At 71.3% G+C, this 26,749-nt stretch carries 25 protein-coding genes and 1 pseudogene; 18 read left to right on the forward strand and 8 right to left on the reverse strand.

The window, feature by feature from the left end:
• The first annotated feature begins 33 nt into the window (after positions 1-33).
• Positions 34-1,551, forward strand: a complete 1,518-nt coding sequence (locus tag ACIQFZ_RS26990; protein ID WP_365433528.1) for a glutamate--cysteine ligase — start codon at positions 34-36, stop codon at positions 1,549-1,551.
• 236 nt (positions 1,552-1,787) lie between these two features.
• Positions 1,788-2,585, forward strand: coding sequence for a CPBP family intramembrane glutamic endopeptidase (locus ACIQFZ_RS26995; protein WP_383061143.1), 798 nt, complete (start codon positions 1,788-1,790; stop codon positions 2,583-2,585).
• A 256-nt stretch (positions 2,586-2,841) separates the two neighbouring features.
• Here the strand turns inward: ACIQFZ_RS26995 and ACIQFZ_RS27000 are convergent, their stop codons facing one another.
• A complete protein-coding gene (locus ACIQFZ_RS27000; RefSeq protein WP_365433939.1) occupies positions 2,842-3,651 on the reverse strand; it encodes a PhzF family phenazine biosynthesis protein in 810 nt (269 codons plus the stop codon).
• 159 nt (positions 3,652-3,810) lie between these two features.
• Between ACIQFZ_RS27000 and ACIQFZ_RS27005 the strand changes: the two genes are divergently transcribed.
• The 3 genes and pseudogenes from ACIQFZ_RS27005 to ACIQFZ_RS27015 all read left to right on the forward strand — a co-directional run bounded on the left by ACIQFZ_RS27005 (position 3,811) and on the right by ACIQFZ_RS27015 (position 7,689).
• A complete protein-coding gene (locus tag ACIQFZ_RS27005) occupies positions 3,811-4,593 on the forward strand; it encodes a TnsA-like heteromeric transposase endonuclease subunit (protein ID WP_402692349.1) in 783 nt (260 codons plus the stop codon).
• Positions 4,581-6,671: a Mu transposase C-terminal domain-containing protein gene (locus tag ACIQFZ_RS27010; RefSeq protein WP_402692350.1), complete on the forward strand. Its 2,091-nt coding sequence runs from the start codon at positions 4,581-4,583 to the stop codon at positions 6,669-6,671. Before ACIQFZ_RS27005 ends, ACIQFZ_RS27010 begins: the two co-directional genes overlap by 13 nt.
• Positions 6,668-7,689: pseudogene (locus tag ACIQFZ_RS27015) on the forward strand (TniB family NTP-binding protein). The gene ACIQFZ_RS27010 and the pseudogene ACIQFZ_RS27015 overlap by 4 nt, the downstream one beginning before the upstream one ends.
• 1,058 nt (positions 7,690-8,747) lie before the next feature.
• Here the strand turns inward: ACIQFZ_RS27015 and ACIQFZ_RS27020 are convergent.
• Complete coding sequence (locus ACIQFZ_RS27020) at positions 8,748-9,311, reverse strand: DinB family protein (RefSeq protein ID WP_365432107.1); 564 nt, start codon at positions 9,309-9,311, stop codon at positions 8,748-8,750.
• A gap of 244 nt (positions 9,312-9,555) precedes the next feature.
• Here ACIQFZ_RS27020 and ACIQFZ_RS27025 point away from each other — a divergent pair, with 244 nt between their 5' ends.
• The 4 genes from ACIQFZ_RS27025 to ACIQFZ_RS27040 all read left to right on the forward strand — a co-directional run bounded on the left by ACIQFZ_RS27025 (position 9,556) and on the right by ACIQFZ_RS27040 (position 13,243).
• Positions 9,556-10,182 (forward strand): PadR family transcriptional regulator, encoded by a 627-nt coding sequence (locus ACIQFZ_RS27025; protein ID WP_365432110.1) that lies wholly within the window; start codon positions 9,556-9,558, stop codon positions 10,180-10,182.
• 219 nt (positions 10,183-10,401) lie between these two features.
• Positions 10,402-10,965 carry a Clp protease N-terminal domain-containing protein gene (locus ACIQFZ_RS27030; RefSeq protein ID WP_383059104.1) on the forward strand — a complete coding sequence of 188 codons (564 nt, stop codon included), beginning with the start codon at positions 10,402-10,404 and terminating at the stop codon, positions 10,963-10,965.
• 141 nt (positions 10,966-11,106) lie between these two features.
• A complete protein-coding gene (locus ACIQFZ_RS27035; RefSeq protein ID WP_365432116.1) occupies positions 11,107-12,111 on the forward strand; it encodes an EamA family transporter in 1,005 nt (334 codons plus the stop codon).
• A 181-nt stretch (positions 12,112-12,292) separates the two neighbouring features.
• Complete coding sequence (locus ACIQFZ_RS27040) at positions 12,293-13,243, forward strand: DMT family transporter (protein ID WP_402692351.1); 951 nt, start codon at positions 12,293-12,295, stop codon at positions 13,241-13,243.
• Between the two features lie 652 nt (positions 13,244-13,895).
• Here the strand turns inward: ACIQFZ_RS27040 and ACIQFZ_RS27045 are convergent.
• A complete protein-coding gene (locus tag ACIQFZ_RS27045) occupies positions 13,896-14,579 on the reverse strand; it encodes a pyridoxamine 5'-phosphate oxidase family protein (RefSeq protein ID WP_383059112.1) in 684 nt (227 codons plus the stop codon).
• A gap of 35 nt (positions 14,580-14,614) precedes the next feature.
• On the opposite strand from ACIQFZ_RS27045, the gene ACIQFZ_RS27050 reads away from it, so the two are divergent.
• Positions 14,615-15,946 carry an aminotransferase class I/II-fold pyridoxal phosphate-dependent enzyme gene (locus tag ACIQFZ_RS27050; RefSeq protein WP_383059101.1) on the forward strand — a complete coding sequence of 444 codons (1,332 nt, stop codon included), beginning with the start codon at positions 14,615-14,617 and terminating at the stop codon, positions 15,944-15,946.
• A 31-nt stretch (positions 15,947-15,977) separates the two neighbouring features.
• Here ACIQFZ_RS27050 and ACIQFZ_RS27055 read toward each other — a convergent pair whose 3' ends face one another.
• A complete protein-coding gene (locus tag ACIQFZ_RS27055; protein WP_402692352.1) occupies positions 15,978-17,018 on the reverse strand; it encodes a DMT family transporter in 1,041 nt (346 codons plus the stop codon).
• Positions 17,019-17,092: 74 nt separating this feature from the next.
• Between ACIQFZ_RS27055 and ACIQFZ_RS27060 the strand changes: the two genes are divergently transcribed.
• The gene (locus ACIQFZ_RS27060) at positions 17,093-17,995 is read left to right on the forward strand and encodes a LysR family transcriptional regulator (protein WP_365419020.1); all 903 of its coding nucleotides are present in this window, start codon (positions 17,093-17,095) and stop codon (positions 17,993-17,995) included.
• A 16-nt stretch (positions 17,996-18,011) separates the two neighbouring features.
• Here ACIQFZ_RS27060 and ACIQFZ_RS27065 read toward each other — a convergent pair whose 3' ends face one another.
• Together ACIQFZ_RS27065 and ACIQFZ_RS27070 are read right to left on the reverse strand one after the other, a co-directional pair.
• Positions 18,012-18,479, reverse strand: coding sequence for a pyridoxamine 5'-phosphate oxidase family protein (locus ACIQFZ_RS27065; RefSeq protein ID WP_383059100.1), 468 nt, complete (start codon positions 18,477-18,479; stop codon positions 18,012-18,014).
• A 78-nt stretch (positions 18,480-18,557) separates the two neighbouring features.
• Positions 18,558-19,043, reverse strand: a complete 486-nt coding sequence (locus ACIQFZ_RS27070; RefSeq protein WP_383059099.1) for a Rieske (2Fe-2S) protein — start codon at positions 19,041-19,043, stop codon at positions 18,558-18,560.
• Positions 19,044-19,225: 182 nt separating this feature from the next.
• Between ACIQFZ_RS27070 and ACIQFZ_RS27075 the strand changes: the two genes are divergently transcribed.
• The 7 genes from ACIQFZ_RS27075 to ACIQFZ_RS27105 all read left to right on the forward strand — a co-directional run bounded on the left by ACIQFZ_RS27075 (position 19,226) and on the right by ACIQFZ_RS27105 (position 25,285).
• Complete coding sequence (locus ACIQFZ_RS27075; RefSeq protein ID WP_402692353.1) at positions 19,226-19,990, forward strand: HipA family kinase; 765 nt, start codon at positions 19,226-19,228, stop codon at positions 19,988-19,990.
• The gene (locus tag ACIQFZ_RS27080) at positions 19,987-20,436 is read left to right on the forward strand and encodes a DUF3037 domain-containing protein (protein ID WP_376549721.1); all 450 of its coding nucleotides are present in this window, start codon (positions 19,987-19,989) and stop codon (positions 20,434-20,436) included. The genes ACIQFZ_RS27075 and ACIQFZ_RS27080 overlap by 4 nt, the downstream gene beginning before the upstream one ends.
• A gap of 125 nt (positions 20,437-20,561) precedes the next feature.
• Positions 20,562-21,323 (forward strand): 3-oxoacyl-ACP reductase FabG, encoded by a 762-nt coding sequence (gene fabG / locus ACIQFZ_RS27085; protein WP_365419010.1) that lies wholly within the window; start codon positions 20,562-20,564, stop codon positions 21,321-21,323.
• An 11-nt stretch (positions 21,324-21,334) separates the two neighbouring features.
• On the forward strand, positions 21,335-22,087 hold the full coding sequence (locus ACIQFZ_RS27090) for an SDR family oxidoreductase (protein ID WP_383059097.1): 753 nt from the start codon (positions 21,335-21,337) through the stop codon (positions 22,085-22,087).
• 245 nt (positions 22,088-22,332) lie between these two features.
• Positions 22,333-23,910, forward strand: coding sequence for an ABC transporter substrate-binding protein (locus ACIQFZ_RS27095; protein ID WP_383059095.1), 1,578 nt, complete (start codon positions 22,333-22,335; stop codon positions 23,908-23,910).
• A gap of 91 nt (positions 23,911-24,001) precedes the next feature.
• A complete protein-coding gene (gene ung / locus ACIQFZ_RS27100; RefSeq protein WP_365419003.1) occupies positions 24,002-24,685 on the forward strand; it encodes a uracil-DNA glycosylase in 684 nt (227 codons plus the stop codon).
• An 81-nt stretch (positions 24,686-24,766) separates the two neighbouring features.
• Positions 24,767-25,285 carry a hypothetical protein gene (locus tag ACIQFZ_RS27105; protein WP_365419000.1) on the forward strand — a complete coding sequence of 173 codons (519 nt, stop codon included), beginning with the start codon at positions 24,767-24,769 and terminating at the stop codon, positions 25,283-25,285.
• 325 nt (positions 25,286-25,610) lie between these two features.
• Here ACIQFZ_RS27105 and ACIQFZ_RS27110 read toward each other — a convergent pair whose 3' ends face one another.
• Entirely contained in the window at positions 25,611-26,093 is a 483-nt protein-coding gene (locus ACIQFZ_RS27110) for a hypothetical protein (protein ID WP_365418997.1), read from the reverse strand.
• 132 nt (positions 26,094-26,225) lie between these two features.
• Entirely contained in the window at positions 26,226-26,741 is a 516-nt protein-coding gene (locus ACIQFZ_RS27115; RefSeq protein ID WP_365418994.1) for a DinB family protein, read from the reverse strand.
• Between the last annotated feature and the right edge of the window lie 8 nt (positions 26,742-26,749).

A 26,749-nucleotide genomic window follows, 5' to 3' on the forward strand; every position in this document is an offset into this window, starting at 1 on the left:
TCTTCGGTCCGCCTTGCGAGGAGGGACGCTGCGATGGGGGAGAAGGTCGTCGCCGGCCAGTTGGACCTGTCGGACCGAAACCGGTACCGCGACAAGCTGCGGCGGTGCCTGACGGGGCTGGAGCGGTTGCTGGAAGAGAAGCGGTTCGACCGGCCGAAGAACCTCATGGGGCTGGAGATCGAATTGAATCTGGTCGGCTCCGACGGCATGCCGAAAATGCTGAATGCGCAAGTTCTCGAGCGCATCGCGAGCCGTGACTTCCAAACAGAACTCGCCATGTTCAATCTGGAAGTCAACATTGCCCCACACCGACTGGGCGGCCGGGTATTCGACCAGCTCGCCGAGGAGCTGCGGACGTCACTGGCATATGCCGACCGGAAAGCCGGTGAGGTGGACGCCGGAATAGCGATGATCGGCATTCTGCCCACCCTCGGCCGGGACGACCTGGTGTCCTCCAATCTCTCCGACGTCGACCGCTACGTGCTGCTGAACGATCAGATCGTGGCGGCCCGCGGAGAGGATTTCACCCTCGACATCGAGGGCGTGGAACATCTCACCTGCACCTCGAAGTCCATCGCGCCCGAGGCCGCCTGCACCTCCGTGCAGCTGCACCTCCAGGTCACCCCGGGCCGTTTCGCGGACGTGTGGAACGCGGCAGAGGCCGCCTGCGCCGCGCAGATAGCCGTCGGCGCCAACTCGCCCTTCCTCTTCGGTCGCGAGCTGTGGCGGGAGTCGCGGCCGCCGCTGTTCCAGCAGTCCACCGACACCCGCCCGCCCGAGCTCCAGGCCCAGGGAGTGAGGCCGCGCACCTGGTTCGGCGAACGGTGGATCTCCTCGGCGTACGACCTCTTCGAGGAGAACCTGCGCTACTTCCCGGCCCTGCTGCCGATCTGCGACGGCGAGGACCCCCTCGACGTGCTGGAGGCGGGCGGCGTGCCCAAGCTGGCCGAGCTGGTCCTGCACAACGGCACCGTCTACCGCTGGAACCGCCCGGTCTACGACGTCGCGGACGGCGTGCCGCACCTGCGCGTGGAGAACCGGGTGCTGCCCGCCGGACCCACCGTCACCGATGTGATCGCCAACGCGGCCTTCTACTACGGCCTCGTGCGCGCCCTGGCCGAAGAGCCCCGGCCGGTGTGGACCCGGCTGCCCTTCGAGGCCGCGGCCGCCAACTTCGACGCCGCCTGCCGGCACGGCATCGACGCCCGGTTCACCTGGCCCCGGCGCGGACGCCACTCGGGCACGGCCGAGGTCGACGCCGTCACTCTCGTCCGTGACGAACTGCTGCCGCTCGCGGAGGCCGGACTGAGGGCCTGGGGCGTGGAGCGCGCCGACCGGGACCTGTATCTGGGCGTGATCGAGGAGCGGTGCCGGCGCCGGACCAACGGCGCGGAGTGGCAGGCCGCCACCTTCCACCAGGCGCTGGAGCAGGGGATGGGCCGGGAAGCCGCCCTGGCCGCCACGACCCGGCGCTACCGCGAGCTGACGAAGTTCGGCGAGCCGGTCCACACCTGGCCGATCGGCCTGCCGGAACCGGTCCCGGCAGGCTAGGTGTGCTGTCCCGCGACGACCTGCGATGCCCTGTGCCTTGAACCGCGGACGGGCCCAGCCGTCGGTGCCGCCTCGCCGTAGGCGGGGGCACTCGTGCCCGCGGGGGAGGGATCGGGCAAGCTGTGACGTCCCACGACGGTGGCGCCGCGCGTGCGCACCCGTGCCGGAATCCGGCCGTACCCGTGCGGCGGGCCGGCGCGCCCCGTGGTGGGACGACCGAACTGGAGGCAGGTGTGCTGGCGGAGTCACAGCCGGTGGGCGACTCTCAACCGCAGGAGCGGCCGTCGCGGCGGATCCTCCGCGACGAGACACTGCTCGTCCTCGGGCTCTCGCTCGGGGCGAGCGGGGTGTCCGCGCTGATCAGCTTTGTCGGGTCGGTCACCAAACCCGGTGGGCTCAAGGACCAGGCCACCACGCTCAACGCCTCCGCCGCCCCGGGCCGTCCCTGGCTCGACCTCGCCTGGCAGCTTTTCGGGATCGCCACGGCCCTGATCCCCGTGGCCCTCGTCGCCCACTTCCTGCTGCGCGAGGGGCGGAGCCTGCGCACGCTCGGCTTCGACCGCACCCGCCCCTGGCCGGATCTCGGCCGCGGAGCGCTGGTCGCGGCGGTGATCGGCAGCACCGGCATCGCCTTCTACCTGGCAGCCCGCGCGTTCGGCTTCAACCTCACCGTGGTGCCCGAGGCGCTGCCCGCCGTGTGGTGGAAGTTCCCGGTGCTGATCCTGTCCGCGCTGCAGAACGCCGTCCTCGAAGAGGTCATCGTCGTCGGCTATCTGCTGCGCCGGCTCGGACAGTTGGGCTGGACCCCGGGGTCCGCGCTGGTGGCCAGTTCCGTACTGCGCGGCTCGTACCACCTCTACCAGGGCGTCGGCGGCTTCGTCGGCAACATGGTGATGGGCGTGGTCTTCGTCTGGCTGTACCGGCGGTGGGGCCGGGTCGGCCCGCTCGTCGTGGCGCACTCCCTGCTCGACATCGGCGCGTTCGTGGGCTACGCCCTGCTGGCCGGGAAGGTGGGCTGGCTGCCGACGGCGTGAGCGGCACGGGGAACTCGCCAGGGGGCGTACGACAGTGTCGTACGCCCCCTCGGCGTACCGGCTCGCGACGCCCGGCACGGCTCCCCCAAGCTCTTCGAGCAGGGGGACCCCCAGCCGCGTTGTCGCATCACCCGAGTACATCCAGTACGCGGGTGATGCTCCGCCTTGCGATGCTCCCCCACTGCCTGAAGGGCGTGGGAGGTGCCCCCAGCACCGGACGCCGCGAGCTTTCCGGCAAACCTTTCCGGTCGCAGCACTAGACGAGCAGGTCGCCCTCGATGACGGTGACCGCGTGGCCGGTGAGCAGGGTGCGGTCGCCGCGCAGGCCGGTGCGTACCAGGCCGGAGCGGGCGGAGGCCTGGAGCCCGGTGAGGTCGGGGCGGCCGAGGCGTTCGGACCAGTAGGGGGCCAGGGCCGTGTGGGCGCTGCCGGTGACCGGGTCCTCGTCGATGCCGACGTTGGGGAAGAAGCACCGGGAGACGAAGTCGTAGCCGCGGGCGGGGTCCTCGGCGCGGGCGGTGGCGATGATGCCGCGGGCGGAGTAGGCGGCGAGGGCCTTGTGGTCCGGGGCGAGGCCGCGGACGGTCTTCTCGTCGGCCAGCTCCAGGACCAGGTCGCCGACGTTGGCCCCGGTGTCGTAGGCGGTGCGGGGCTCGGCACCCAGGGCCCGGGCGACCCCGTCGGGCACGTCCACCGCGGTGAGCGGGGCGGTCGGGAAGTCCAGGGTGATCGCGCCGTCGCCGGCGGGGTCGGCAATCAGCACACCACTGCGGGTGGCGAAGCGCACGGGCCCCTCGTGAGCGCCCGTCGTACGCAGGACATGGGCGGTGGCGAGGGTGGCGTGACCGCACATCGCGACCTCGGTGGCGGGCGTGAACCAGCGCAGTGCCCAGTCGGCCTCGCCGCCCTCCGGCAGTCGGTGGGCGAACGCCGTCTCGGCGTGGTTGACCTCCAGCGCCACCTTCTGGAGCCAGTCGTCCTCGGGGAAGGCGTCCAGCAGCAGCACCCCCGCGGGGTTGCCGGTGAACGGGCGGTCGGTGAAGGCGTCGACGATTCGAATCCGCATGCCCAGACGGTAAGGGCTCCGGCGAGTGGCGAACCAAGGCCAATCCAGGGCCTGCGGCCTTGGGGCAGGGGAAGTCGCTGACCTGTGCCAGTGATCGCTGATCGATTGCCACTGAAGGATGATCAACGCTAGTTTGTGCCACCGCAGGTTGATCATTCGGTGTACAGGTACGCGGGGGACGTGGTGGGGGCACCTGTCGGTGTGTTCGAAGAGGTTGCCCTGGCGGCCTTTGACCTGGCCTTTTCCGTCAACGGCACGCTCGTGCGCCGATCCCTGGGGGCCAGCTGGGACATGCCGTTCGAGGCTGTGGACCCGGTACGGGAGTTCAGCTGGCGCAAGGACGGCCACGGGTTCGCGGGCTGGTACTACTCGTCGACGATGCGGGATCACGTCGGCTACGAGTCGTGGCTGGAGCGGGACCGGCTGATCCTGCTGGACCGTGATCCGCACGTGGTCGCGATCGCCTCGCAGCCGTTCTGGCTGCACTGGCACGACGGCACCCGCAAGCGTCGGCACGCTCCCGACTACTTCGTCCGGCTGTCCGACGGCGGCGCCCGCATCGTTGACGTCCGGGCCGCGGACGAGATGGATGAGGCGACGCAGGAGGCGTTCGACGCGACCGGGCATGCCTGCCGGGCCGTGGGCTGGGAGTTCGAGTGGGCCGGGCGGCCCGAGTCGGTGTTCATGGCGAATGTCCGCTGGCTGTCCCGGTATCGGCGGGCCCGCTGCGCTCGACCGGCGCCGGTGGCGGCCCGGCTGCTGGAGGTCTTCCGCGAACCGATGGGGCTCTGGGACGGCGCCGGGCTGGTCGGAGACCGTCTGCAGGTTCTGCCGGTGCTGTTCCATCTGCTGTGGTCCGGTGCCTTGAAGACGGACCTGGTGGGAGGACTGATGGAGACCGACAGCCTGGTCTGGACGGAAGGAAACGCATGGGCAGCCTGAAGCGGCCGCCGGCCTTGGCGGTCGGCCAGCGGATCCGGTTCGAGGGCCAGGTCAGGGGGGTTCTCGAGGTCACCGCACAGGCGGCGGTGCTGGAGGACACTGAGACACCGCACCGAGTGGTCGCTCTGATCGACCTGTTCGAGACCGCGGACTTCGAGATCCTCTTCCAGCCCGAACGCATGCCGCTGCCCCCGTCCGGCCTGCTGGAGACCTTCGCTCCCGACGTGATGAAGCGGGCACTTTGGTGGGAAGAACACATCCTCGAGGTCCTGCACGGCCTGCCACCCGGCGTCGAACCCGGAACACCGCCACGGCCGGGCTACGGACCGGGCACGTCCGTGACCTCACGCCAGAAGACCAAGGCTGCCGAACTCGCGGCTCTCGGCCACGAGATCAAGTCCGGGGCGGTGGGGCTGCGGCGACGCCGCTACACGGAGGACGGCCTGGTCGGACTGGCCAGGCTCGTGGACCACCGTTCGGTCCGCAAGCGCAAGGAGTTCGGTGAGGCACCGGACACCGTCGTCGCGGCGATGCGGCAGGCGATCAAAGAGGGCGTCGAGACCTCGACGCGCAACGGGTCCTACCTGATCTGGAGGACGGGGGAGATCCTCCGGGAGAACGGCGGGGACCTGGCCGGACTGCCGTCGCGGCGAACGCTCTACCGGCTGCTGGACAGGCTGGCGGCGGGCACGCACACGACCGGGTCGGCGGTCACCCGCAGGTCGAAGGCCCACGGGGCCGCTGCCCCGTTCGGAGAGCTGACGGTGTCGGCTCCGGGCGAGGTCATGCAGATCGACTCCACTCCGCTGGACGTCATGGTCCGCCTCGACGACGGAGTGGTCGGCAAGGTCGAACTGACCGGCATGATCGACGTCGCGTCCAGGACGCTCACCGCGGTGGTGCTCAGACCCACCACGAAGTCGGTCGACGCCAGCGTGCTGCTGGCCCGCACGGTCACGCCGGAATTGATGCGGCCGGGCTGGATCGACGCACTGAAGATGTCGCGCTCGGTGCTGCCGCACCGCCGCCTGCTGACCATCGACGAACGCCTCGAGCACGCCGCAGCCAAGCCGGTGATCGTCCCGGAGATGATCGTCTGCGATCACGGCAAGGTGTTCGTCTCGCACAACTTCCGGGCTTCCTGCCGGTTCCTGGAGATCGACTTCCAACCCACGCACAAGGGCTCGCCCTTCGAGAAGGGCCACATCGAGAAAATGCTGGGCTCCGTCGCGACGATGTTCGCCCAGTTCCTCCCCGGCTACACCGGCCGCAACACCGACCACCGCGGCCGGTACCCGGAGGAGGAGAACCTGTGGTCACTGCCTGAACTCCAGGACCTGCTGGACGAGTGGATCGTCGCCCACTGGCAGAACCGCCCGCACGAGGGGCTGCGTGATCCCGACCACCCGGGACGCCTGTTCACCCCCAACCAGAAGTACGCCGCCCTGGTCGAGGCCTGCGGCTACGTCCCGGTCGCACTCAGCGGCCAGGACTACATCGAACTCCTGCCCGCGGCCTGGCGGGCCGTCAACTCCTACGGCATCCGGATCAACAACCGCACCTACGACGCCCCCGAACTCGGGCCGATGCGACGCCGCGACTCGGGCATCACCGCCAAACGCGGACTCTGGGAGGTCCACCGCGACCCCTACGACGTCTCCCGCGTCTGGGTACGCAATCACCGCGGCGGCGGCGAATGGATCCAGGCGACCTGGAAGTACCTGAACCGGGCTCCGGTCCCCTTCGGCGACCTGGCCTGGGACCACGTCAGCCACCAACTGTCCAAGGCCACCGAGGAAGAACTCGCCCAAGCAGTGGCCGCCCTGCTCACCCGCGCACACGCCGGCCCCGCCCGGCCGGCGGCGAAGAAGAGCCGGAAAGCCGCAACGGCCAAGAAGGACCGCCGCGTCGCGGCCCGCACCAAGGCCACCACGCCGACGGCAGCCACAGCGCCGCCACCGACGAACACGCAGGGCGAGCCCGCCCCGCACGAGCCGGCGGAGGACGAGGAAACCATGGCCGAGGTGATCCCGCTGGGGCTCTTCGACCCGCTCGAGGATCCCTGGAAGAGATCATGACGACGATGGCCGGCAGCGGCCCGCACGACGACTTCGGCCAGTACCTGACCGTCCTGCCCGGCTGGCAGCAGTTCGTCGCGTCGACGACCAGCACCACGATGACCGTGCTGACGAAGAACGAGTACGATGCCCTGAGCAAAGAGGAGAAGTACGACTACGACGAGGACCGGCTCGACCACCACGCCCGTCTCCAGGTGGTCGCCACCTCCACCGTCCGCCGCACCGTCACTTGCGGACGTCGCCTGACCGTCCTCAACCGCGGTGCCATCAGCGCACGCCGGGGCCTGATCGTCACTGGTCCGGCCAACACCGGCAAGACGATCGCCCTGACCCAGCTGGGCCTGGCCCACGAACTCCAGGACCGTCGCCGGCACCCCGGGCAAGACGAGCGCATACCGGTCATCTACATCACCGTTCCGCCCGCCGCGACCCCCCCCGCATGATCGCCGCCGAGTTCGCCCGGTTCCTCGGCCTCCCGGTCCTGCGAAGCTCCAACATCACCGACCTCACCGAAGCCGTGGTCGGCGTCTGCACCAAGGCCCGCACCAGCCTCGTCCTGGTCGACGAAATCCACAACATCTCGCTGCAGACCCGCACCGGAGCCGACGCATCCGACACACTCAAGTACTTCTCCGAGCGGATCCCGGCGACCTTCGCCTACGCGGGCATCGACATCGAGGACAGCAGTCTCCTGACCGGAACCCGCGGCGACCAGATCGCCGCCCGGTTCACGGCAGTGGACACCCACCCCTTCCCCTACAACGCGGAATGGAAGGCCCTGGTCGCCCAGTTGGGGGCGAACCTCCTGCTGCACCAGCACAAGCCCGGCACCCTCACCCGCCTGGACCGGTTCCTGCACGCCCGCACCGGCGGCATGATCGGCACCCTGTCCCACCAGCTCCGCGGGGCCGCCGTCGACGCCATCCTCACCGGCACCGAAAAGATCACCAAAGCAGGACTGCTGGCCGTCGACCTCGACATCGCCTCCCGCCGCAAACAGCCCGGCACCGACGGATGACGTCGCCGGCCCCGGACACCGAGGTCGCCCGCCTTCCGTTCACGGTCCGTCCGCAGCGCGTAGAAGGAGCCGCCTCGTTCATCACACGCCTGGCCCAGGCGAACTTCCTTCCTCCCGCCTACCTGCGGAAATACCGTGCCGAACCACCCCAACACCTCGGCAGACCGACCTGGCCCCGCATCGCCGCGGCCGCCAGCCGTGACCTGGCCGATCTTCAGCTGATCCTGAACACGGTCGAGTGCAAGGAATGCGGGGCCCCGATCCGGCGCAAGTCGATGTTCGGCGCCAAACCCCTGACCTGCTCGAGGGCCTGTCGCCAGAGGAGACACCGCAAGCGTTACCCCGCCAGCGAGTGGCGCCGGGAACCCTGCCGGATCTGCGGCAAAGTCATGCGGATACAGATCGGCCAGCGCCGCCCGCTCTGCTCGTCGGCCTGCCGACGGACCGCCTACCTCGAACGACAGCAACGCAACCAACAGGCCGCCCAGGCGCCTTCGAACCCGGAGGGCGACTCACCCCCGGCCTGTCCGGTCTGCGAAGGCCCCCTGGCACCGGGCACCGCGAAGAGCCGACGACGCACGTGCTCGCAACGCTGCCGCCAGTCCGCCTACCGCTGGAGAACAAGACCACTGCGTACACCGGACCCGCCCCGCACATGCGAGATCTGCGAACAGCCGCTGCCTCCTGGCCGCGGACAGTCACGGCGCCGCACGTGTTCAGCCCGATGCCGTCAGCGGGCCTACCGGTCATCCGGAGAGCAACGTGCGGCGACAACCCCAAGCCCCGTCCCGTTGCCGGGACCTGCAGCTCGACCCGCAACGAATCCCTTGAATCACCGCGCTGCCCAGGCTGTTCAGGCCCTATGCCAGAAGGAAGCCGCAGGTCACAGCGCCGGACATGCTCCCAGCGCTGCCGCCAGAAGGCATATCGACGACGGAAGACGACGCTGTCCTGTCCCGAAGAAGAACGTGGGGAAGGTTGAAAGGCCTCTCGGCAGCAGCCACGGAGCGTCACGGGTCCACGTAGGTTTTCGAAGCTCGATCGCCGGTTACCGAAAGTCATATTCGGCGCGGCACGGCTCCGTCCTGCCAGCGGTAGAGGTCGCGCAGCAGGGAAATCTCGGCGCCGTGATGGATCAGCTCCCTGTTGACGTGCAGGACCCTGTTCTCCATGGGAAACCGCTCGAGACCCACCGTGGGCGGATTGTCCAGGTCAGCGTCGGAGAGCTCGCGGACCCCCGCGTTCCATCTCCCATACATCTCATCGAGCTGTTTCAGCGCCTCGTCAGCGGTCCCCGCGTAGGCGAATGTCTGGGAGTCGACGTCCTGGCCGCCGAAGTACCATCCGACCCGATAGCCCAGGCACGAGACGATGATGTGCGCCAGCCGCCAGGCAATCGTGGTCACCGGTGCCGGCACCGGGGCAGGGGACGCGGAGTCCATCGTCCATTCCCCCGAGCCTTCCAACATCGGTGCGGCCGACGTGCCACGTGGGCGGATGCTCCAGCAGCCGCGCACCGGCTCCCAGAAGTACTCCTCGTCGGTAAGACCGTCCAGCCGTGGCCGCAGGTTCTTGCGCCAGTACCAGTCCAACTGCTCCGCGAGCCGCTCGCTTCTTGTCATTGCCGCACACTACAGACCCGTCGAGCAGAGTGATCGTCGCCGTCTGCGGTCATCCTCCACTGTCACAAACCCCGCAGGCAGTCATCCCTAATTGTCACAGAAGTCAATCGATCGGCCTTCCGTGGCAGTCGATCAACACCCACTGACACAGGTCAGTCGCAGTTCGGAGAGGGTGGCCAAGCGAGCTGTTCCGATATATCGTTGAAGCATCGTGACAGATCGACGATGGAATGGAGTGGTTGCGATGCGTACCCATGGATTCGAGCACGGGCACCGGCAGGGCGGTCCCCGGCGCGGCCGCGGCGGTTTCGAGGAGCGCCGGGCGGCCTTCGGGCCCTTCGGCCCGGGCGGACCGGGTTTCGGCCCCGGCTTCGGACCGGGTTTCGGCCCGGGGCACTGGGGCGGGCGAGGGCGCGGCGGACCGCGCGGCCGGGCCCGGCGCGGTGATGTACGGGCCTCGATCCTGGCCCTGCTGAAGGACCGTCCCATGCACGGCTACGAGATGATCCAGGAGATCGCCGAGCGCAGCGGCGGCGCGTGGAAGCCCAGCCCCGGCTCGGTCTATCCCACCCTCCAACTGCTGGAGGACGAGGGCCTGATCGTCAGTCAGAGCGAAGGTGGCAAGAAGCTGTTCTCGCTCACCGAGGCGGGCCGTACCGCCGCCGAAGAGGGGCCGGACGCGCCCTGGGAGGAGGCCTCGCGCGGAGTCGACTGGGAGGCCCTCGGCGAGATCCGGCAGGCCGGCTTCGGCCTGATGGAGGCCTTCGGGCAGGTGTGGAAGACGGGCAGCAAGGAGCAGCGCGAGAAGGCGCTCGCCGTCATCAACGAGGCCCGCAAGAAGCTGTACCTGATCCTCGCCGACGAGGACTGACGGTCGGCCGCGGGGCCCGGGCCCCCTCCGTGCTCTCCGCGCCGGGGAGCCGCAGACGACCCGCGCGCCTGTGTGCTCCCCGGGGAGCGACTGTGCGGATGCGTCCCGATCTCATCCGTAAGGAGGAGATTCCGTCTGCCCGGGTCCACTTCCCGTGGGACGCCGAAATGCTTCCCGCCGGGGATGACCGGAGCCGGAGAGGCTGGTGAGCTGGACGATGTGCAATCCCGTGTTCCCCGGCAGCCGCCCTCCGGGCAGGACGCCCTCCGTCCGGACGACGACGCCCGGCTCAGTGCCGAGCTGGCGGCGGCGGTCGCCGGTGCCCGCAGAAGGGCCGTCCGGGACGGGGACCGGCAGATCGACACCGCCCATCTGCTGCACACGCTTCTGGAGTCCGACCCTGAGGTGCGCGCCGTGTTCGACGGCGGACCGCAGATCGCCCGGCTGCTCGGCTACCTCGTGCAGCGCAGCATCGGATACGGCCTGCGCTGGCAGAGCACCGTCGAGGACTCCGGCGCCCTGCCCGTGGTGACGGAGGCCGACGGCCTCTCGCCGATGGCCTCCATCGCCTTGGAGTACGCCTGCGAGCGCGCCGCCCGGCGCGGCGACGACCTGGCGCGCGGCCTCGACCTGCTCGCGGCGATCGTCGTGGACCCGCAGGCGCGGGCCGTCGAGGTGCTCACCCGCGCGGCGATCGACGCGGGAGAGCTCGCCGCGCGGCTCGACAACGATGCCAAGGACTGTCCGGGGGAGTACGCCGCGGACGGCGGGCCCGCCTACTGAGGAGGGACGGGAGGGTCGGCCGGGGCGGGCGTGCCGTCGAGGTGTTCCGGGTCTTTTGTTCGTTATGCCCGGTGATGGCCCCGTCCAGGCGGTGAGACAGGTGCCATCGAAGATGACGCTCATGTCATCGCCTGTCATCATGTGCCGGTGCGTACGTCTCAGATCAGTCAGGGCCGCCCCGGCAAGGGTGTCGGGCTCGGTCTCGCGCTCCTTTCCGCGGTCGCCTTCGGCGGTTCCGGTGTCGCGGCCAAGCCGCTGATCGAGGCGGGCCTCGACCCGCTGCACGTGGTGTGGCTGCGCGCCACCGGCGCGGCCCTGGTCATGCTGCCGCTCGCCGTACGCCACCGCGCGCTGCTGCGCAGCCGCCCCGCCCTGCTCGCCGGGTTCGGCCTGCTCGCCGTCGCCGGCGTCCAGGCCTGCTACTTCGCCGCGCTCTCCCGGATACCCGTCGGCGTCGCCCTGCTCATCGAGTACCTGGCGCCCGCCCTGGTGCTCGGCTGGGTCCGGTTCGTGCAGCGGCGGCCGGTCACCCGGGCCGCCGCCTTCGGCGTGGTCCTCGCGGCGGGCGGACTCGCCTGTGTCGTCGAGGTGTGGTCCGGCCTGCGCTTCGACGTCCTCGGACTGCTGCTCGCGCTCGGCGCGGCCTGCTGCCAGGTCGGCTACTTCGTGCTGTCCGACCAGGGCGGCGACGCGGGCGACGCGGCCCCGAACCCGCTCGGGGTCATCGCCTACGGACTGCTGATCGGCGCCGCCGTCCTGACCGTCGTGGCACGACCCTGGAACATGGACTGGTCGGTGCTCGCGCACAGCGCGGACATGAACGGCACGTCGGTCCCGGCCGTCGCCCTGCTGCTGTGGGTCGTACTGGTCGCCACGGTCCTGGCGTACGTCACCGGGGTGCTCTCCGTGCGGCGGCTCTCGCCGCAGGTCGCCGGTGTGGTGGCATGCCTGGAGGCGGTCATCGCGACCGTGCTGGCCTGGGTGCTGCTCGGCGAGCGTCTCTCGGCGCCGCAGGTCGTCGGTGGCGCGGTCGTCCTGCTCGGCGCGTTCATCGCGCAGTCCTCCACGCCGTCGAAGGGCTCGGCGGAGCCGGTGGCGAGCGGCGGGGCGGAAAGGGAGTTGTCGGCCCGGGGAACGGCGGCCTAGGGTACGGATCATGCATTCGGACGCACTCGTTCTTCCGCCTCCGGCCGCCTGAGGCGGGCCCTCCGGTGAGCGCGCCCGGCGACGAGCCGGGCCGAACGGTGCTGCCCGCAGAGGAAGTCCGCACGATCCCGACCGACGGGGTCGTGCCTCCCGAACTTCTGCACCTCTGCGGAGACGACTCATGTCCCATGCTTCTCTTGGCCTGCCCGTCGGGCGTGGCCTGCTCTATCTGATCGTCGCCGGTGCCGCCTGGGGCACCGCCGGCGCGGCCGCCTCGCTGGTCTACCGGACCAGCGACATCGGGCCGGTCACCCTCTCCTTCTGGCGCTGTGCCATCGGCTTCGTCCTGCTGCTCGCCGCGCGCCTGCTGCGCCCGCGCGTCCGGCAGGCCGTGCCCGTGCCGCTCGGCCGCAGGCTGCTGCGGGCCGGTGCCACCGGCGTCGGCCTCGCCGTGTTCCAGACGGCCTACTTCGCCGCGGTCGCGGCCACCGGACTGGCCGTGGCGACCGTCGTCACCCTCGGCGCCGGGCCCGTCCTCATCGCGCTCGGCGCCCGCCTGACAATGGGCGAACGGATCGGCCGGGCCGGCCTGACCGCCGTCGCCGGGGCGCTGGCCGGTCTTGGGGTGCTGGTGCTGGGCAGCGGCGGTGCCGCCGTACGGCCGTGGGGTGTGCTGCTCGCCCTGCTCTCGGCGGCCGGCTACTGCGTGATGACGCTGCTCACCCGCTGGTGGGGCCGCGACGGCGCAGCCGACCACTCCGGTTCGACCCTCGGGGCGTTCGCGGTCACCAGCCTGTGCCTGCTGCCGTTCGCGCTGTGGGAAGGGCTGGTGCCGCACACCGACGACCCCGTACGGGTGCTGTGGCTGCTGGCGTACATCGCCTCGGTCCCGACGGCCCTGGCCTACGCGCTCTACTTCGCGGGCGCGGCCGTCGTCCGGTCGGCCACGGTCTCGGTGATCATGCTGCTGGAGCCGGTCAGCGCGGCGGTGCTGGCCATCGCCCTGCTAGGCGAACGCCTCACAGCTGCGACCCTCGTCGGCACCGCACTGATGCTCGGCTCAGTCGCCGGCCTCGCCCTGACGGAGGCGCGCGGAGCGCGAACGACGGTGAAGGAACCGGCGCTCGCATGACACCGGACGGGCCCGGACCGGGGCCCGTTGCCGGGTCGGCCCGCCGGGCTGTCGCCGGGATGGGCCCGTTCGGTCGTGACCGGGAACGAACGGGCCACCGGGCTGTCACCGGGAGGGGGCCGTCCGGCTGTCACCGGGGCGGTTGCGTCGGGCGTTACCGGGCGGGGCCCGCATGCCTGTCGTCGGGACGGGTTTGCCGGGCCGACGCGGGGGGCCTGTCCGGCGTCACCGGGAGGTGCTCGCTCGGTCGTTGCCGTGGCGGGTGTGCTGGGCCGTTACCGGCGGGACCCGCACACCGGTCATCGGGGTGGGCCCGCGAGGTCGTCGCCGGGAAGGGCCCGCCCGCTGTGGCCAGGACGGGTGCGTCGGGCGTTTCCGGAGCGGGCCGCCCGGCCACCGTCGGGCGGGCCCACGCGTTCAGTTCGCGCCTCCGCACAGCAGAGGTTTCCTGGCAGTCGCGTCGCGGGAACCGTCCCGGTCCGCGAATGCCGTCGCGACACGGTCCTGGACCTGTGGGCCGCACTGGAGGCGAACTCGAAGGTGCTCGCCTCGCCGTGCCCGGCGATGAAGGGCGGCTGGTCGAAGTCGTGGGCGGACAGCCACCGTTGCCACTCGGCGTCCTCGCGGGACGCGTCTCACGGGTGGATCAGCGTCACAGTGCCGTGAGATAGCCGGGAAGCCTGGTGCCGGGGGCCAGGTCGGGGTCGGCGAGCGGGGTGCCGTACTCCCTGCGGACCGGGACCACGCCGGCCCAGTGCGGCAGGGAGAGGTCCTCGGGTTCGTCGTTCACGCCGCCGACGCGCAGCTTGGCGGAGACCTCGTCCAGGTCCAGGCGGAGCACGGCGGTCGCGGCCAGCTCCTTGGTGTTGGCGGGGCGGGAGTCGGCCGACCGGCCCGGCACCACGTGGTCGACCAGGGCGTCCAGCGCCAGGCGCTTCTCCTCGGGGTCGGTGACCTGGTGGGCGGTCCCGTGCACCACCACCGAGCGGTAGTTGATCGAGTGGTGGAAGGCGGAGCGGGCCAGGACCAGGCCGTCGACATGGGTGACCGTCAGGCAGACCGGCAGCCCGGGGTCGGTCCTGCCGGCCATCCGCAGCGGGCGCGAGCCCGTCGAGCCGTGCACGTAGAGCCGCTCGCCGACCCGGGCGTACAGCGTCGGCAGCACCACGGGCGCGCCGTCGCGCACGAAGCCGAGGTGGCAGACGTAGCCCTCGTCGAGTATCGCGTGCACCAGTTCCCCGTCGTACGACGCCCGGTCGGCGGAGCGGGTGGGAACGGTGCGGTCGGTCGGGGCGTAGGCAGCGGGCGGCGACGTCGGCGGCTGGGTCTCCTGCATTGCGTTCTCCATTGCATTAGTGCATAATCTGCTTTGTGCTAGGAGAGTATCGGATCGAAGGGCGGCGCGCAGCCGAGATCGCGGCGAGCATCGAGCGCGCGGTGGGCGCCGGGGGCCTGGAGCCGGGTCAACCGCTGCCGCCCATGCGGGAGTTGGCGGCCCAGCTCGGGGTGAACCCCAATACCGTCGCGGCCGCGTACCGGACCCTGCGCGAGCGTGGGGTCATCGAGACCGCCGGGCGCCGCGGCAGCCGGGTGCGGCCCGCGCCCGCCACGACCGGGCGTGACCTTGTACGAGTGGACGTGCCCGAGGGCGTGCGCGACATGTCGAGCGGCAACCCGGATCCGGCGCTGCTGCCGCCGCTGGCACCCGCGTTCGCGGCGGCCGCCGCGCTCGCCGACCGTGAGCCGGTGCTCTACGGGGACGTGGCCGTGGAGCCGGAGCTGGCCCGGATCGCCCGTGCCGCGCTGGACGCCGACGGGGTGCCGGACGGTCCGCTCGCCGTCCTCTCCGGTTCCCTCGACGGGGTGGAGCGCGTCCTCGCCGCCCATCTCAGGCCCGGCGACACCGTCGCCGTCGAGGACCCCGGGTGGGGCCGCACCCTGGACCTCGTCCCCGCCCTCGGACTGCGCACGGCGCCGGTGAGGGTGGACGACGAGGGCCCGCGCGCCGACGACGTGCGCCGCGCCCTCACTGACGGCGCCCGCGCGCTGATCGTCACGGCCCGCGCGCAGAACCCGACCGGCGCCGCGGTCGGCGCCACGCGCGCGCGTGCCCTGCGGGCCGTCCTCCGGGAACATCCGGAGACACTGCTGATCGAGGACGACCACGGCCACGGCATCGTGGACCTGCCCCCGCACCCGCTCGCCGGCGCCACTCGACACTGGGCCTTTCTGCGCTCGGTCGCCAAGGCCTACGGCCCCGACCTGCGGCTCGCCGTGCTCACCGGGGACGAGACCACGGTCGACCGGGTGCACGGCCGGCAGCGCCTCGGGCCAGGGTGGGTGAGCCGCCTCCTCCAACGCGCCGTGGTGCGGCTGTGGTCGGACGAAGCCCTCGACTCGAGAGCGGTGGCCGCGTCCTACCGGCGGCGGCGCGACCTGCTGACCGGCGCGCTGGCCGATCGCGGCATCGCGGCCCACGGGCGCAGCGGGATGAACGTATGGGTGCCCGTGCCGGACGAGACCGGCGTCGTCGCGAGCCTGCTGCACGCCGGCTGGGCCGTCGCCCCCGGCGCCCGCTACCGGCTCGCCGCCCCGCCCGGCATCCGGATCACCGTTTCCACCCTGCGGGACGAGGAGACCGAGCGACTCGCGGACGCGGTGGCGACGGCCCTGCGCCCTGCGCCCGCGCGGAGTTACGTCTAGGGCAGACCCGAGGCGTCCGCTCCTTTTGGTCCTACGCCGTCGTGGCCGGCTCCGGGCGGGAGGGCGGCTCGGGCGTCTTCGGGGCGGAGGCCGGCGTCTGGTCCGGCCGGGGCGTGCCGCGCCCGGCGGACGTGCCGCGGTTCTTGGGGCGGGCCTGGGTCAGCGCCGCGCCCGCCAGGACGATCACCGCGCCGACCGGGGTCGACCAGGTGAGGGTCTCGCCCAGCACGGCGACACCGGCGGCGGTGGCGATCACCGGGACGAAGTACGTGACCATCTGGGCCGTGGTCGGCCCGACCTCCGCGACCAGGCCGTACTGGACGAGCATCGCGAAGCCGGTGCCCAGCGCGCCCAGGGCGGCGATCGCGAGCAGCGGCATGACGGGCAGATGGTCCGGAGCGCTGGTGAGCAGCGGTGTGACGACGGCCAGTTGCACCGTGGCCAGCAGCAACTGACCGCCGGTCAGCGACAGGTGGGACTCGGCAGAACCCGCCAGGGTGCGTCGTACGTAGATCCAGCCGACCGGGTAGCTCAGCGAGGCCAGCAGCGCCATCGCCGTGCCGCCGGCGTCCAGTCCGTGGAAGCCCTGCCAGGCGCCGAGCACCGTCAGCACGCCGAGGAAGCCCAGCCCGAGGCCCGCGACCCGGAGCCGGGTCGGGCGGTCCTCGGAGAGGGCGACGAGGGACAGGGCCATGCCCCACAGCGGCGAGGTCGCGTTGCAGATCCCCGCGAGGGTGGAGGGGATCGTCAGCTCCGAGTACGCGAAGAGCGAGAACGGCAGCGCGTTGAGGAAGAACGCCGCGACCGCCAGATGCCCCCAGGTCCGCGCACCGCGCGGCAGCCGCTCCCGCTTCACCGCCATCGCCACCGCGAGCACCGCCGTGCCGAACACCAGCCGCCCGAGCGTCACCTGGAACGGGGCGAAGCCGTCCGTGCCCACCTTCATGAACAGGAAGCTGAAGCCCCAGACCAGCGAAAGGAAGGCGAAACGGATCCGCCAGTGCACGGGACGACGGGCCGGTCGGGCCGGGCCGGACGGGGGCTGCGGGGAGGCGGGCGAGGTGCTGCTCATGGTCGTACGATGCATGCTCACGACATCGTAGCACAATCGAGAATTCGCGTGCGGTATCTCGTAGCATTGCTTACATGTTGAATCTGGAGCGCCTGCGCACGCTGGACGCCCTCGCGCGGCACGGCTCGGTCAGCGGCGCCGCGGAGGGGATGCACGTGACGACGTCGGCCGTCTCCCAGCAGATGGCCAAGCTGGAACGGGAGGTGGGCCAGCAGCTCCTGGCCAAGAACGGCCGGGGAGTGCGGCTCACGGACGCCGGACGGCTGCTCGCCGAGCACGCGACGCGCATCCTGTCCCAGGTCGAGCTCGCCCAGGCCGATCTGGAGGCGCAGCGCGGACAGGTGGTCGGCGAGCTGCGGCTCGGCGCGTTCCCGACCGCCGCGCGCGGGCTGTTTCCGGCCGCCCTGTCCCATCTGCGCGATCGGCACCCGAGCCTGCGGGTCCACACCGCGGAGATGGAGCCGGCCGCGGCCGTGCGCGCCGTGCTGCGCGGCGACGTGGACCTGTCCGTCGTCCTCGACTGGTACAACAAGCCGCTGCCCGTGCCGGACGGGCTCAGCCGGGCCGCGATCCTCGACGACCCCGCCGATGTGGCACTGCCCGCCGCGCACCCCTGCGCCGACCGCACCGAGGTCGACCTGGAGGACTTCGCGGACGACGACTGGGTCGCCTGGGGCGAGGCCGAGTTCTGCGACGAGTGGCTGCTGGACACCCTGCGCTCCAAGGGCGTCGAACCGCGTATCGCGCACCGCGCCGAGGAGCACGCCACCCAGCTCGCCCTGGTCGCCGCCGGCCTCGGCGTGTGCGTGGCTCCCCGGCTCGGGCGCGGGCCGCTGCCCGCCGGAGTGCGGACCGTCCCGGTGCGGCAGGTGGTCCGGCGGCACGTCTACGCCGTCTGGCGCGCCGACGCCGACCGCCGGCCCTCCATCCGCGCGGCCGTCGACGCCCTGCGGGCGGTGGGCGCGCGGATCGTCTGAGACGCCGCCGACGGGCCTACACCGAGCCCAGCTTGCGGAAGTCCCAGGAGACGATCTTCTCCGGGGTCAGCCGCAGCCACGCGTGCCGGCCGTCGTGCGGCATCTCCTCCAGACCGAAGTTCTTGCGGGCGAACAGCGTCTCGGGCAGGTCGAGTTCGGCGCACAGGTCCCCGGTGCGCGGTGCCTCGCCCACGACCTCCGCCGTGCCGGACAGCTCCGCACCCCGCAGCTGTTCGTACTCCTCGCCGGTGTCGACGACCACGGCCACCCGCGGATCGCGGCGCAGATCGGCCCAGCGCCTGCTGCGCACCACGGAGTAGAGCCACAGCGAGGTGCCGTCCCAGACGAACCACAGGGCGCTCACATGCGGAGCACCGCCGGGCGACACGGTGGCGACCCGGCAGGTGCGCTGGGCGGTCAGGAACTCGTCCAGCTCGCCCGGCGTCATCATGATCTTCCGGCCCCGGCGCTGCGTGATGGTCATGCGGCCCTCTCTCTTCTCCCACGTGCGGGGCACCCTCCGACGGCCCCCCGCCACGACCCGCCCCACCCTCCGCGGGTGTCAGGCGAGCCTGATCTCCCCGTCCGCGACCGAGATGTCCTTGGCGGGCAGCGGCTTCAGGGCCGGGCCCTTCTTGACGCTGCCGTCGGCGGCGGAGAACTCGCTCTGGTGGCACGGGCAGACGATCACGCCGTCGGCAATCCGGTTCACCGCGCAGCCCTGGTGGGTGCAGGTGGAGGAGAAGGCCTTGAACTCGCCCTTCGTCGGCTGCGTGACCACCACGCCCTGAGTGCCGAAGACCTTGCCGCCGCCCTCGGGGATGTCGGAGGTCTTCGCGAGCACGGTGCCGCCGGAGCCCGCCGCGGCGCCGTCACCGCCCGAACCGCCGGTCGTCTGGGACCCGTTCTGGGTGGTGGACGCACCGGAGCCGGACTTGTCCTCCGACCCGCACGCGGTCAGCGCGGCGGCGAGCCCCGCCGCGCCCACCGCCGCCACCACCGTGCGGCGGGCCGGTGCCCCCTGGGGGTGAAGCGATTCGCTGGTCATGCCGACGTTCCCCTTTCGATACGGGTTTCACGCTGGTTCCGCGCGGGTTCCAGGCAGAGCCTCCTGGCCCGTCCAGGGGTACGGGCGGCGGGCAGCCGGTGTTCAGATCGGGTCCGGACCCCGGCCGGCGGGCGAATCGGAGGGCCGCGGGACGCCCGGCACCGCACCGGTAAAGTGGGGCGGTGCTCAAGGAAGTCATCGCGACCCGCTACATCACTCCGCTGCGCGAGGGCGGCTCTCTGCCGGGGCTCGTCGAGGCCGACGACTTCGGGACGTACGTCCTGAAGTTCACCGGCGCCGGGCAGGGCCGCAAGACGCTCGTCGCCGAGGTGGTCTGCGGGGAACTCGCGCGCCGGCTGGGACTGCGGGTGCCCGGGCTGGTCACGGTCGACGTCGATCCGGTGCTGGGACTCGGCGAACCCGACGAGCAGGTGCAGGAACTGCTCAGGTCCAGCGGCGGCACCAACCTCGGCATGGACTTCCTCTCCGGAGCGCTCGGTTTCGACCCGCTCGCCTTCCCGGTGGACGCCGAGGAGGCGGGCCGGATCGTCTGGTTCGACGCCCTGGTGAACAACGTCGACCGCTCCTGGCGCAACCCCAACCTGCTCAGATGGCGTGGCGAGCTGTGGCTCATCGACCACGGCGCCACGATGATCTGGCACCACAACTGGCCCGGCGCGCAGGCCTCGGCCGGCCGGCCGTACGGCGCCTCGGACCACGTCCTCGCACCCTTCGGCCCGGACGTCGTCGCCGCCGCGCGACGGCTGGCGCCCCTGGTCACCGAGGACCTGCTCGCCGAGGTGACCGCCGAGATCCCGGACGCCTGGCTGACCGGCGAGCCCGGCTTCGACACGCCCGACGAGCTGCGACGGGCCTACGCACGACCGCTGCTCGCACGGGCCGCCGTGATCCACGAGCGCATCCACGGCATCGAGGAGGCCCAGTGAGCGAGCGTCACCTCGCCGGAGGCGGCCGGGCGGGCGACCGCCACATCGTCCGGGCCGGCCGGACGGACGACCGCGACGTCTTCGAGTACGCCCTGCTGCGCGTCGTCCCGCGCGTCGAGCGCGGCGAGTGCATCAACGCGGGCGTACTCGTCTACAGCCGCGCCCGGGCCTACGTCGGCGCCCGCACCCACCTGGACGAGTCCCGGCTGCTCGCCCTGGACCCGGACGCGGACGTCGCGGGCGTCCGCGCCGCGCTCGCCGCGATAGAGAGCGTGTGCGCCGGGGGAGCGGCGGCCGGGCAGGCGGCGGGCGACGACGCCGGGCGGCGTTTCCGCTGGCTGGTCGCGCCCCGCTCCACCGTTGTCCAGCCCGGTCCGGTGCACACCGGGCTGACCACCGACCCGGCCGCGGAGCCGGAGCGGTTGCTGGACCTCCTGGTGAGGTAATGGATCACATGCACCCGGTGCGCCGTTGACACCGGGTGCCACGGCCTTTAGCGTCGCACCCACCAAAGGTACTAAGCGGTCGCTCACCGTAGATCAGGTTCTCTCAAGGGCGAGGAGAAGCAGCAATGTCCACCACTGAGCAGCGGGTCGCCGTCGTCACCGGTGCCGCGCGCGGCATCGGCGCCGCCACCGCCGTACGACTGGCCGCCGAGGGGCGTGCGGTCGCCGTGATCGACCTCGACGAGTCCGCCTGCAAGGACACCGTGGAGAAGATCACCGCGGCCGGCGGCAAGGCCGTCGCGGTCGGCGCCGACGTCTCGGACGAGGCACAGGTCGAGGCGGCAATCGCGCGTGTCGTCGAGGAACTCGGCGCGCCCACCATCCTGGTCAACAACGCGGGTGTGCTCCGCGACAACCTGCTGTTCAAGATGAGCGTCCCGGACTGGGACACCGTCATGAACGTCCACCTGCGCGGCTCCTTCCTGATGAGCCGTGCCTGCCAGAAGCACATGGTGGACGCCGGCTTCGGCCGGATCGTCAACCTCTCCTCGTCCTCGGCGCTCGGCAACCGCGGCCAGGCCAACTACTCGGCCGCCAAGGCCGGTCTGCAGGGCTTCACCAAGACCCTCGCCAAGGAACTCGGCAAGTTCGGCATCACCGCCAACTCCGTGGCCCCGGGCTTCATCGCCACCGAGATGACCAAGGCCACCGCGGAACGCGTCGGCATGGGCTTCGAGGACTTCAAGGCCGTGGCCGCCACCCAGATCCCGGTGCAGCGCGTCGGCGAGCCCGAGGACATCGCCAACGCCATCGCCTTCTTCACCGGTGACGCGGCCGGCTTCGTCTCCGGCCAGGTGCTGTACGTCGCCGGCGGACCGCTCGACTAGGGATCACGGACATGACTGAACTTTCCGGCAAGGTAGCCCTCGTCACCGGTGCGAGCCGCGGCATCGGATACGGCATCGCCGAGGCGCTGGTCGCCCGGGGCGACCGGGTGTGCATCACCGGCCGCAACGAGGAGGCCCTGAAGGAGGCCGTGGAGAAGCTCGGCTCCGACCGGGTCGTCGCGGTCGCGGGCAAGGCCCACGACGAGGCCCACCGGGCCGAGGCCGTCGAGCGCGTCATGGAGGCGTTCGGCCGCGTGGACTTCCTGATCAACAACGCCGGTACCAACCCGGTGTTCGGACCGATCGCCGACCTCGACCTGAACGTGGCGCGCAAGGTCTTCGAGACCAACGTCGTCTCCGCGCTCGGCTTCGCCCAGCGCACCTGGCACGCCTGGCAGAAGGACAACGGCGGCGCGATCGTGAACATCGCATCGGTCGCGGGCCTGTCGGCCTCGCCGTTCGTCGGCGCCTACGGCGTCAGCAAGGCGGCGATGATCAACCTGACCCAGCAACTGGCGCACGAGTTCGCGCCGAAGGTGCGGGTCAACGCGATCGCGCCGGCCGTGGTGAAGACCAAGTTCGCCAAGGCGCTGTACGAGGGCCGGGAGGAGGAGGCGGCCGCCTCCTACCCGCTGGGCCGGCTCGGCGTGCCCTCCGACATCGGCGGCGCGGCGGCGTTCCTCACCTCCGCGCAGTCCGACTGGGTCACGGGACAGACGCTCGTCGTCGACGGCGGCATCTTCCTCAACGCCGGGGTGGGCTGACGAGCCGACGGACCCGGGCGCCGATACCGTCCCTTCGTCCCTTCGCCCCTTCGTCGACATATGGCTTCGTCGACGTTCCGTTGGCGGAATCGGCGCCCGAGCCGAAGGCCCGCGCGCGCTCGGCGGGATGACAACGTCGTCATGTTCCGAACTGATCAAGAGCCCCTTCCGAAGCAGGTTCAACGGGCGGGGCTCTGCGGTATGGTCTGCCGACCCCTTGGTATGTCAGATCGAGGAGCGTGCGCGTGTTCAACCGGAACCGATGCCTGCGGCCGGCGGTCGCGACCGCGGCCCTATCCCTGGTGGCCGGCTGCGGCGTCTTTTCCAACGGCGACTCGAATGGCAAGGGACCGATTCTCGTCGGGACCACGAGCGCCCCCAGCACCCTGGACCCGGCTGCTTCCTGGGACGGTTCCTGGGAGCTCTTCCGGAACATCTACCAGACCCTGCTCGCCTACCCGAACGGCGCGACCACGCCCCAGCCGGACGCCGCGGAGAGCTGCAAGTTCACCGACAACAGCTACCAGACCTACCGCTGCGAGTTGCGCGCGGACATGAAGTTCGCCGACGGGCACGTGCTGGACGCGCGTGCCGTCAAGTACTCGATCGACCGGATCAGGACCATCAACGTGGCCGGCGGCCCGGCGGGGCTGCTCGGCAGCCTGGACCAGGTGCAGGTGGACGGCGACCGGGTCGTGGTCTTCAAGCTGAACAAGCCCGACGCCACGTTCCCGTTCGTGCTCGCCACGCCGGCCATGTCGATCGTGGACCCCGAGGACTACCCCGAGCGCTCACTGCGCAAGGACAACAAGGTCGACGGGTCCGGACCGTACTCCCTGAAGACGTACGAGGAGGGGAAGAAGGCGGAGCTGGTCGGGAACGACCACTACAAGGGGTTCGCCGATCGAAGAAACGACGCGGTGACCATACGCTACTTCCAGGACTCGGCCGCCATGGTCAAGGCGCTGCGGGACAAGCAGATCGACGTCACCTACCGGGGTCTGGGCGCCGACGACATCATCTCCCTCCAGCGCAGGGACACCAAGGACCTCCAGCTCGTCGAGGGCGCCGGCACCGACATCAGCTACCTGGTGTTCAACCCGAAGGACCCCTGGTCCGCCAAGCCGGCCGTGCGCCAGGCCATCGCCCAGGTCGTCGACCGCGCGTCCATCGCGCACACCGTCTACAAGGACACGGTCGACCCGCTGTACTCCATGGTCCCCAAGGGCCTCACCGGCCACACCACCGGATTCTTCGACAACTTCGGCGACCCCAGCGTCGCCAAGGCCCGCAAGATCCTCACCGACGCGGGCATCACCGAGAAGGTCCCGCTCACCTTCTGGTACACCACCGACCGCTACGGCTCGGAGACGGCCAAGGAGTTCGAGGAGCTCAAGCGGCAGCTCGACGACTCCGGCCTGTTCACGATCACCCTGAAGAGCCGGCCCTGGAAGACGTACGTCGTCGGCTACCAGAAGGGCGAGTACCCGGTCTTCGGGCGCGGCTGGTTCCCGGACTTCCCCGACGCCGACAACTTCATCGCCCCGTTCGTGGGCGAGCAGAACGCGCTCGGCACGCCCTACCCGGAGAAGCGGATCACCGAGCAGCTGCTGCCCAAGTCGCGCCAGGAGGCCGACCGCGCGAACGTGGTCACGCAGTTCGAGCGGGCGCAGCAGATCCTGGTGGACGACGCGCGGCTGCTGCCGCTGTGGCAGGGCAAGGTGTACGTGGGCGCCAACGACGACATCTCCGGCGGTGAGCGGGCGCTCGACCCGTCGACGATCATGATGATGTGGGAGCTGTCCCGGAAGACCAGCTGGTAGGCGGGGCGTTCTTCGGGCCGTGAGCCCGTTGTCAGTGGTCGCCTGTAGGTTCTGAGACCTGGAAGTGACCGCACATCGTGAGGACGTTGACGTGACCGACATCGCCATGCTGCCCGGGTCCTGGCGCGGGGTTCTGGGTGACGAACTGCAGCAGCCCTACTTCAAGGAGCTGACCGAGTTCGTCGAGGAGGAGCGGGCGAAGGGCCCCGTCCACCCGCCGCGCGAGGAGGTCTTCGCCGCGCTCAACGCCACGCCGTACGACAAGGTGAAGGTCCTGATCCTCGGTCAGGACCCCTACCACGGCGAGGGCCAGGGCCACGGCCTGTGCTTCTCGGTCCGCCCCGGGGTGAAGGTTCCGCCGTCGCTGCGCAACATCTACAAGGAGATGCACGAGGAGCTGGGGACGCCGGTGCCGGACAACGGCTACCTGATGCCGTGGGCCCGGCAGGGCGTGCTCCTCCTGAACGCGGTGCTCACGGTGCGCGGTGGCGAGGCCAACTCCCACAAGGGACGCGGCTGGGAGCGGTTCACCGACGCGGTGATCCGCTCGGTGGCCGGCCGGCCCGACCCCGCCGTCTTCGTCCTGTGGGGCAACTACGCGCAGAAGAAGCTCCCGCTGATCGACGAGACCCGGCACGTGGTGATCAAGGGTGCGCACCCGTCGCCGCTGTCCGCGAAGAAGTTCTTCGGCTCCCGTCCGTTCACCCAGATCAACGAGGCGGTGGCGCGGCAGGGGCACGAGCCGATCGACTGGGCGATCCCGAACCTGGGGTGACGTGGGCGCGGGGGCGCCCGATCGGCGGTTGTCACGGTTAGCGTCGTAGGCGTCGGTCGGGACAGTCCTGGAGGGCGTGCGGTGGTGGAGCGACAGGAGCAGGCGTCGTCGGACGCCGTGCTGACGCGGATCGGGCAGGGTGTCCTGCTGCATCACGCCGGGGACCGCGAGGAGGCCCGGGGGCGCTTCCTGGCCCTGTGGGCGGAGATCGGCGAGGACGGCGATCCGCTGCACCGCTGCACGCTGGCCCACTACATGGCCGACACCCAGGACGACCCCGCGGACGAGCTGGCCTGGGATCTCAGGGCGCTCTCGGCGGCCCAGGAGCTCACGAGGGACCGGCTTGCCGGGCGCGAGGGCGCGCCCGCGGCTCTCGCCCTGTACCCGTCCCTGCATCTCAACCTGGCCGCCGACTACGCGAAACTCGACCACCGCGCGGCCGCCCGGGACCACCTTCACCACGCCCGCACCGCGGCGGACGCCCTCGGCCCCGACCACTACGGCGACGGCGTCCGCTCGGCCATCCACCGCCTCGCGCTGCGGCTGGGGGAGGGCGGCCCCGGCCCGGAGCCGGGGGGCCCGCCGCGGCAGCGGTCGTAGGACGGGCCACGGGGCCGGGGAGGCGGGCGCGAGGAACAACCACCGCCCGGACGCTCTGTGCCCGCCGAGAGGTCAACGGCTCACTGCCCACGCGGTGCCGTGCCGGTGACCCCGCGCGTGGTGCCGTGAGGCCGCACTCGTCGGCGATCGACGGGGGCGGGTGCCATACGGGGCGCACCTCCGCCAGCGCGCGGTTGCTGCCGGGCCGGCGGCGTCGCTTCCGGGCTGCCGGCAGTTCGACGTCGTACCACGCCGAGCACGCGGACGCCGGAGGCTGCGCCCGTGCGGGCTCTGCGCCGTACCCATGGCGCAGGCCTGTCGTGTCTCAGCGGTTGTACGTCTGGCGGCAGATCCTGCTCTCCGGGCTGTCCGGTTTCCAGCCGCCGTAGTGCCTGCCGAGGGCGCAGACGTCCGCGTTCGGTGGCAGGGCATGCTTGGTGCCGGGGAGCTGGGCACGCGGCGGGGACGCGGGCCGTGGATGCCGGGGGGCCGCGTGCGCCGGTGCCCGGCTGGGGGAGTGCGCCGGTGCCGGAGGCTGCCGCTCGCCGGGCGGGGCTCCCGCGGACGGCGCCTGAGCCGGTCCGGCGGGGGTGGCGGAGTGGTTCGGGTTCCCGACGCGCTCGAGGGCCTCGCGGGCGGGGGCCTGCACGGCCGGGTGCCCGGCGCTGCCGTCCGGGCGCGGGACAGAGAGCGGGGTGGTGGCCGCCGCCGGGCCTGACGCCGGCGGTCGCTCGACCGTGACACAGCCGGAGAGGGCCGAGACGGCCACGGAGACCAGGAGCGTTGCGGTGGTCGTCGTACGATGCACCCGCGCAACTCTGCTGGGTCCGGGCCATGATCGGAACCGCGGTCGGGCGGAGGATGCCACGGACGGGTGATCCTGGGCCCCGTAAGGGGTGTGCCACCGCGCCCGCGGTGACACGGGGGCCGCGGGCGGGCTTCAGTCTCCGGTCGTTCCGTCGATCCGCTCGCGGAGCAGGTCGGCGTGCCCGTTGTGCCGGGCGTACTCCTCGATCATGTGGGTGTAGATCCACCGCAGGCTGAACGGTTCGTCGGTGCGCCTGCTCTTGCGCTGCGACAGCTCGTCCAGGCCGAGACCCGCGGCGTTGCGGCGGGCGGTCTCGATCTCGGACTGCCAGGTGGCGTACGCCTCCGCCCAGGTGTCCGCCTCGGTGACGTGGAAGTCGCCGTCCGGGTCCTGCTCGTCGTAGTAGATGGGTCCGGGGTCGTCCATCACGAGCACATTGCGGAACCAGTGCCTCTCCACCTCGGCCATGTGCCGCACCAGACCCATCAGGGTCAGCTCGGACGGCTCCGCGGACGCGATCCGCAACTGCTCGTCGGTCAGGCCCTCGCACTTCTGCGCCAGCGTCTGCCGGTGGTACTCCAACCAGCCTTCCAGCATGGCGCGTTCGGAGGCGTTCTGGGCGGGCTCTTGTCGTCGCTCGGTCGTCATGCCCCGAT

Source organism: Streptomyces sp. NPDC093064, assembly GCF_044754605.1.
Classification (GTDB): Bacteria; Actinomycetota; Actinomycetes; order Streptomycetales; family Streptomycetaceae; genus Streptomyces.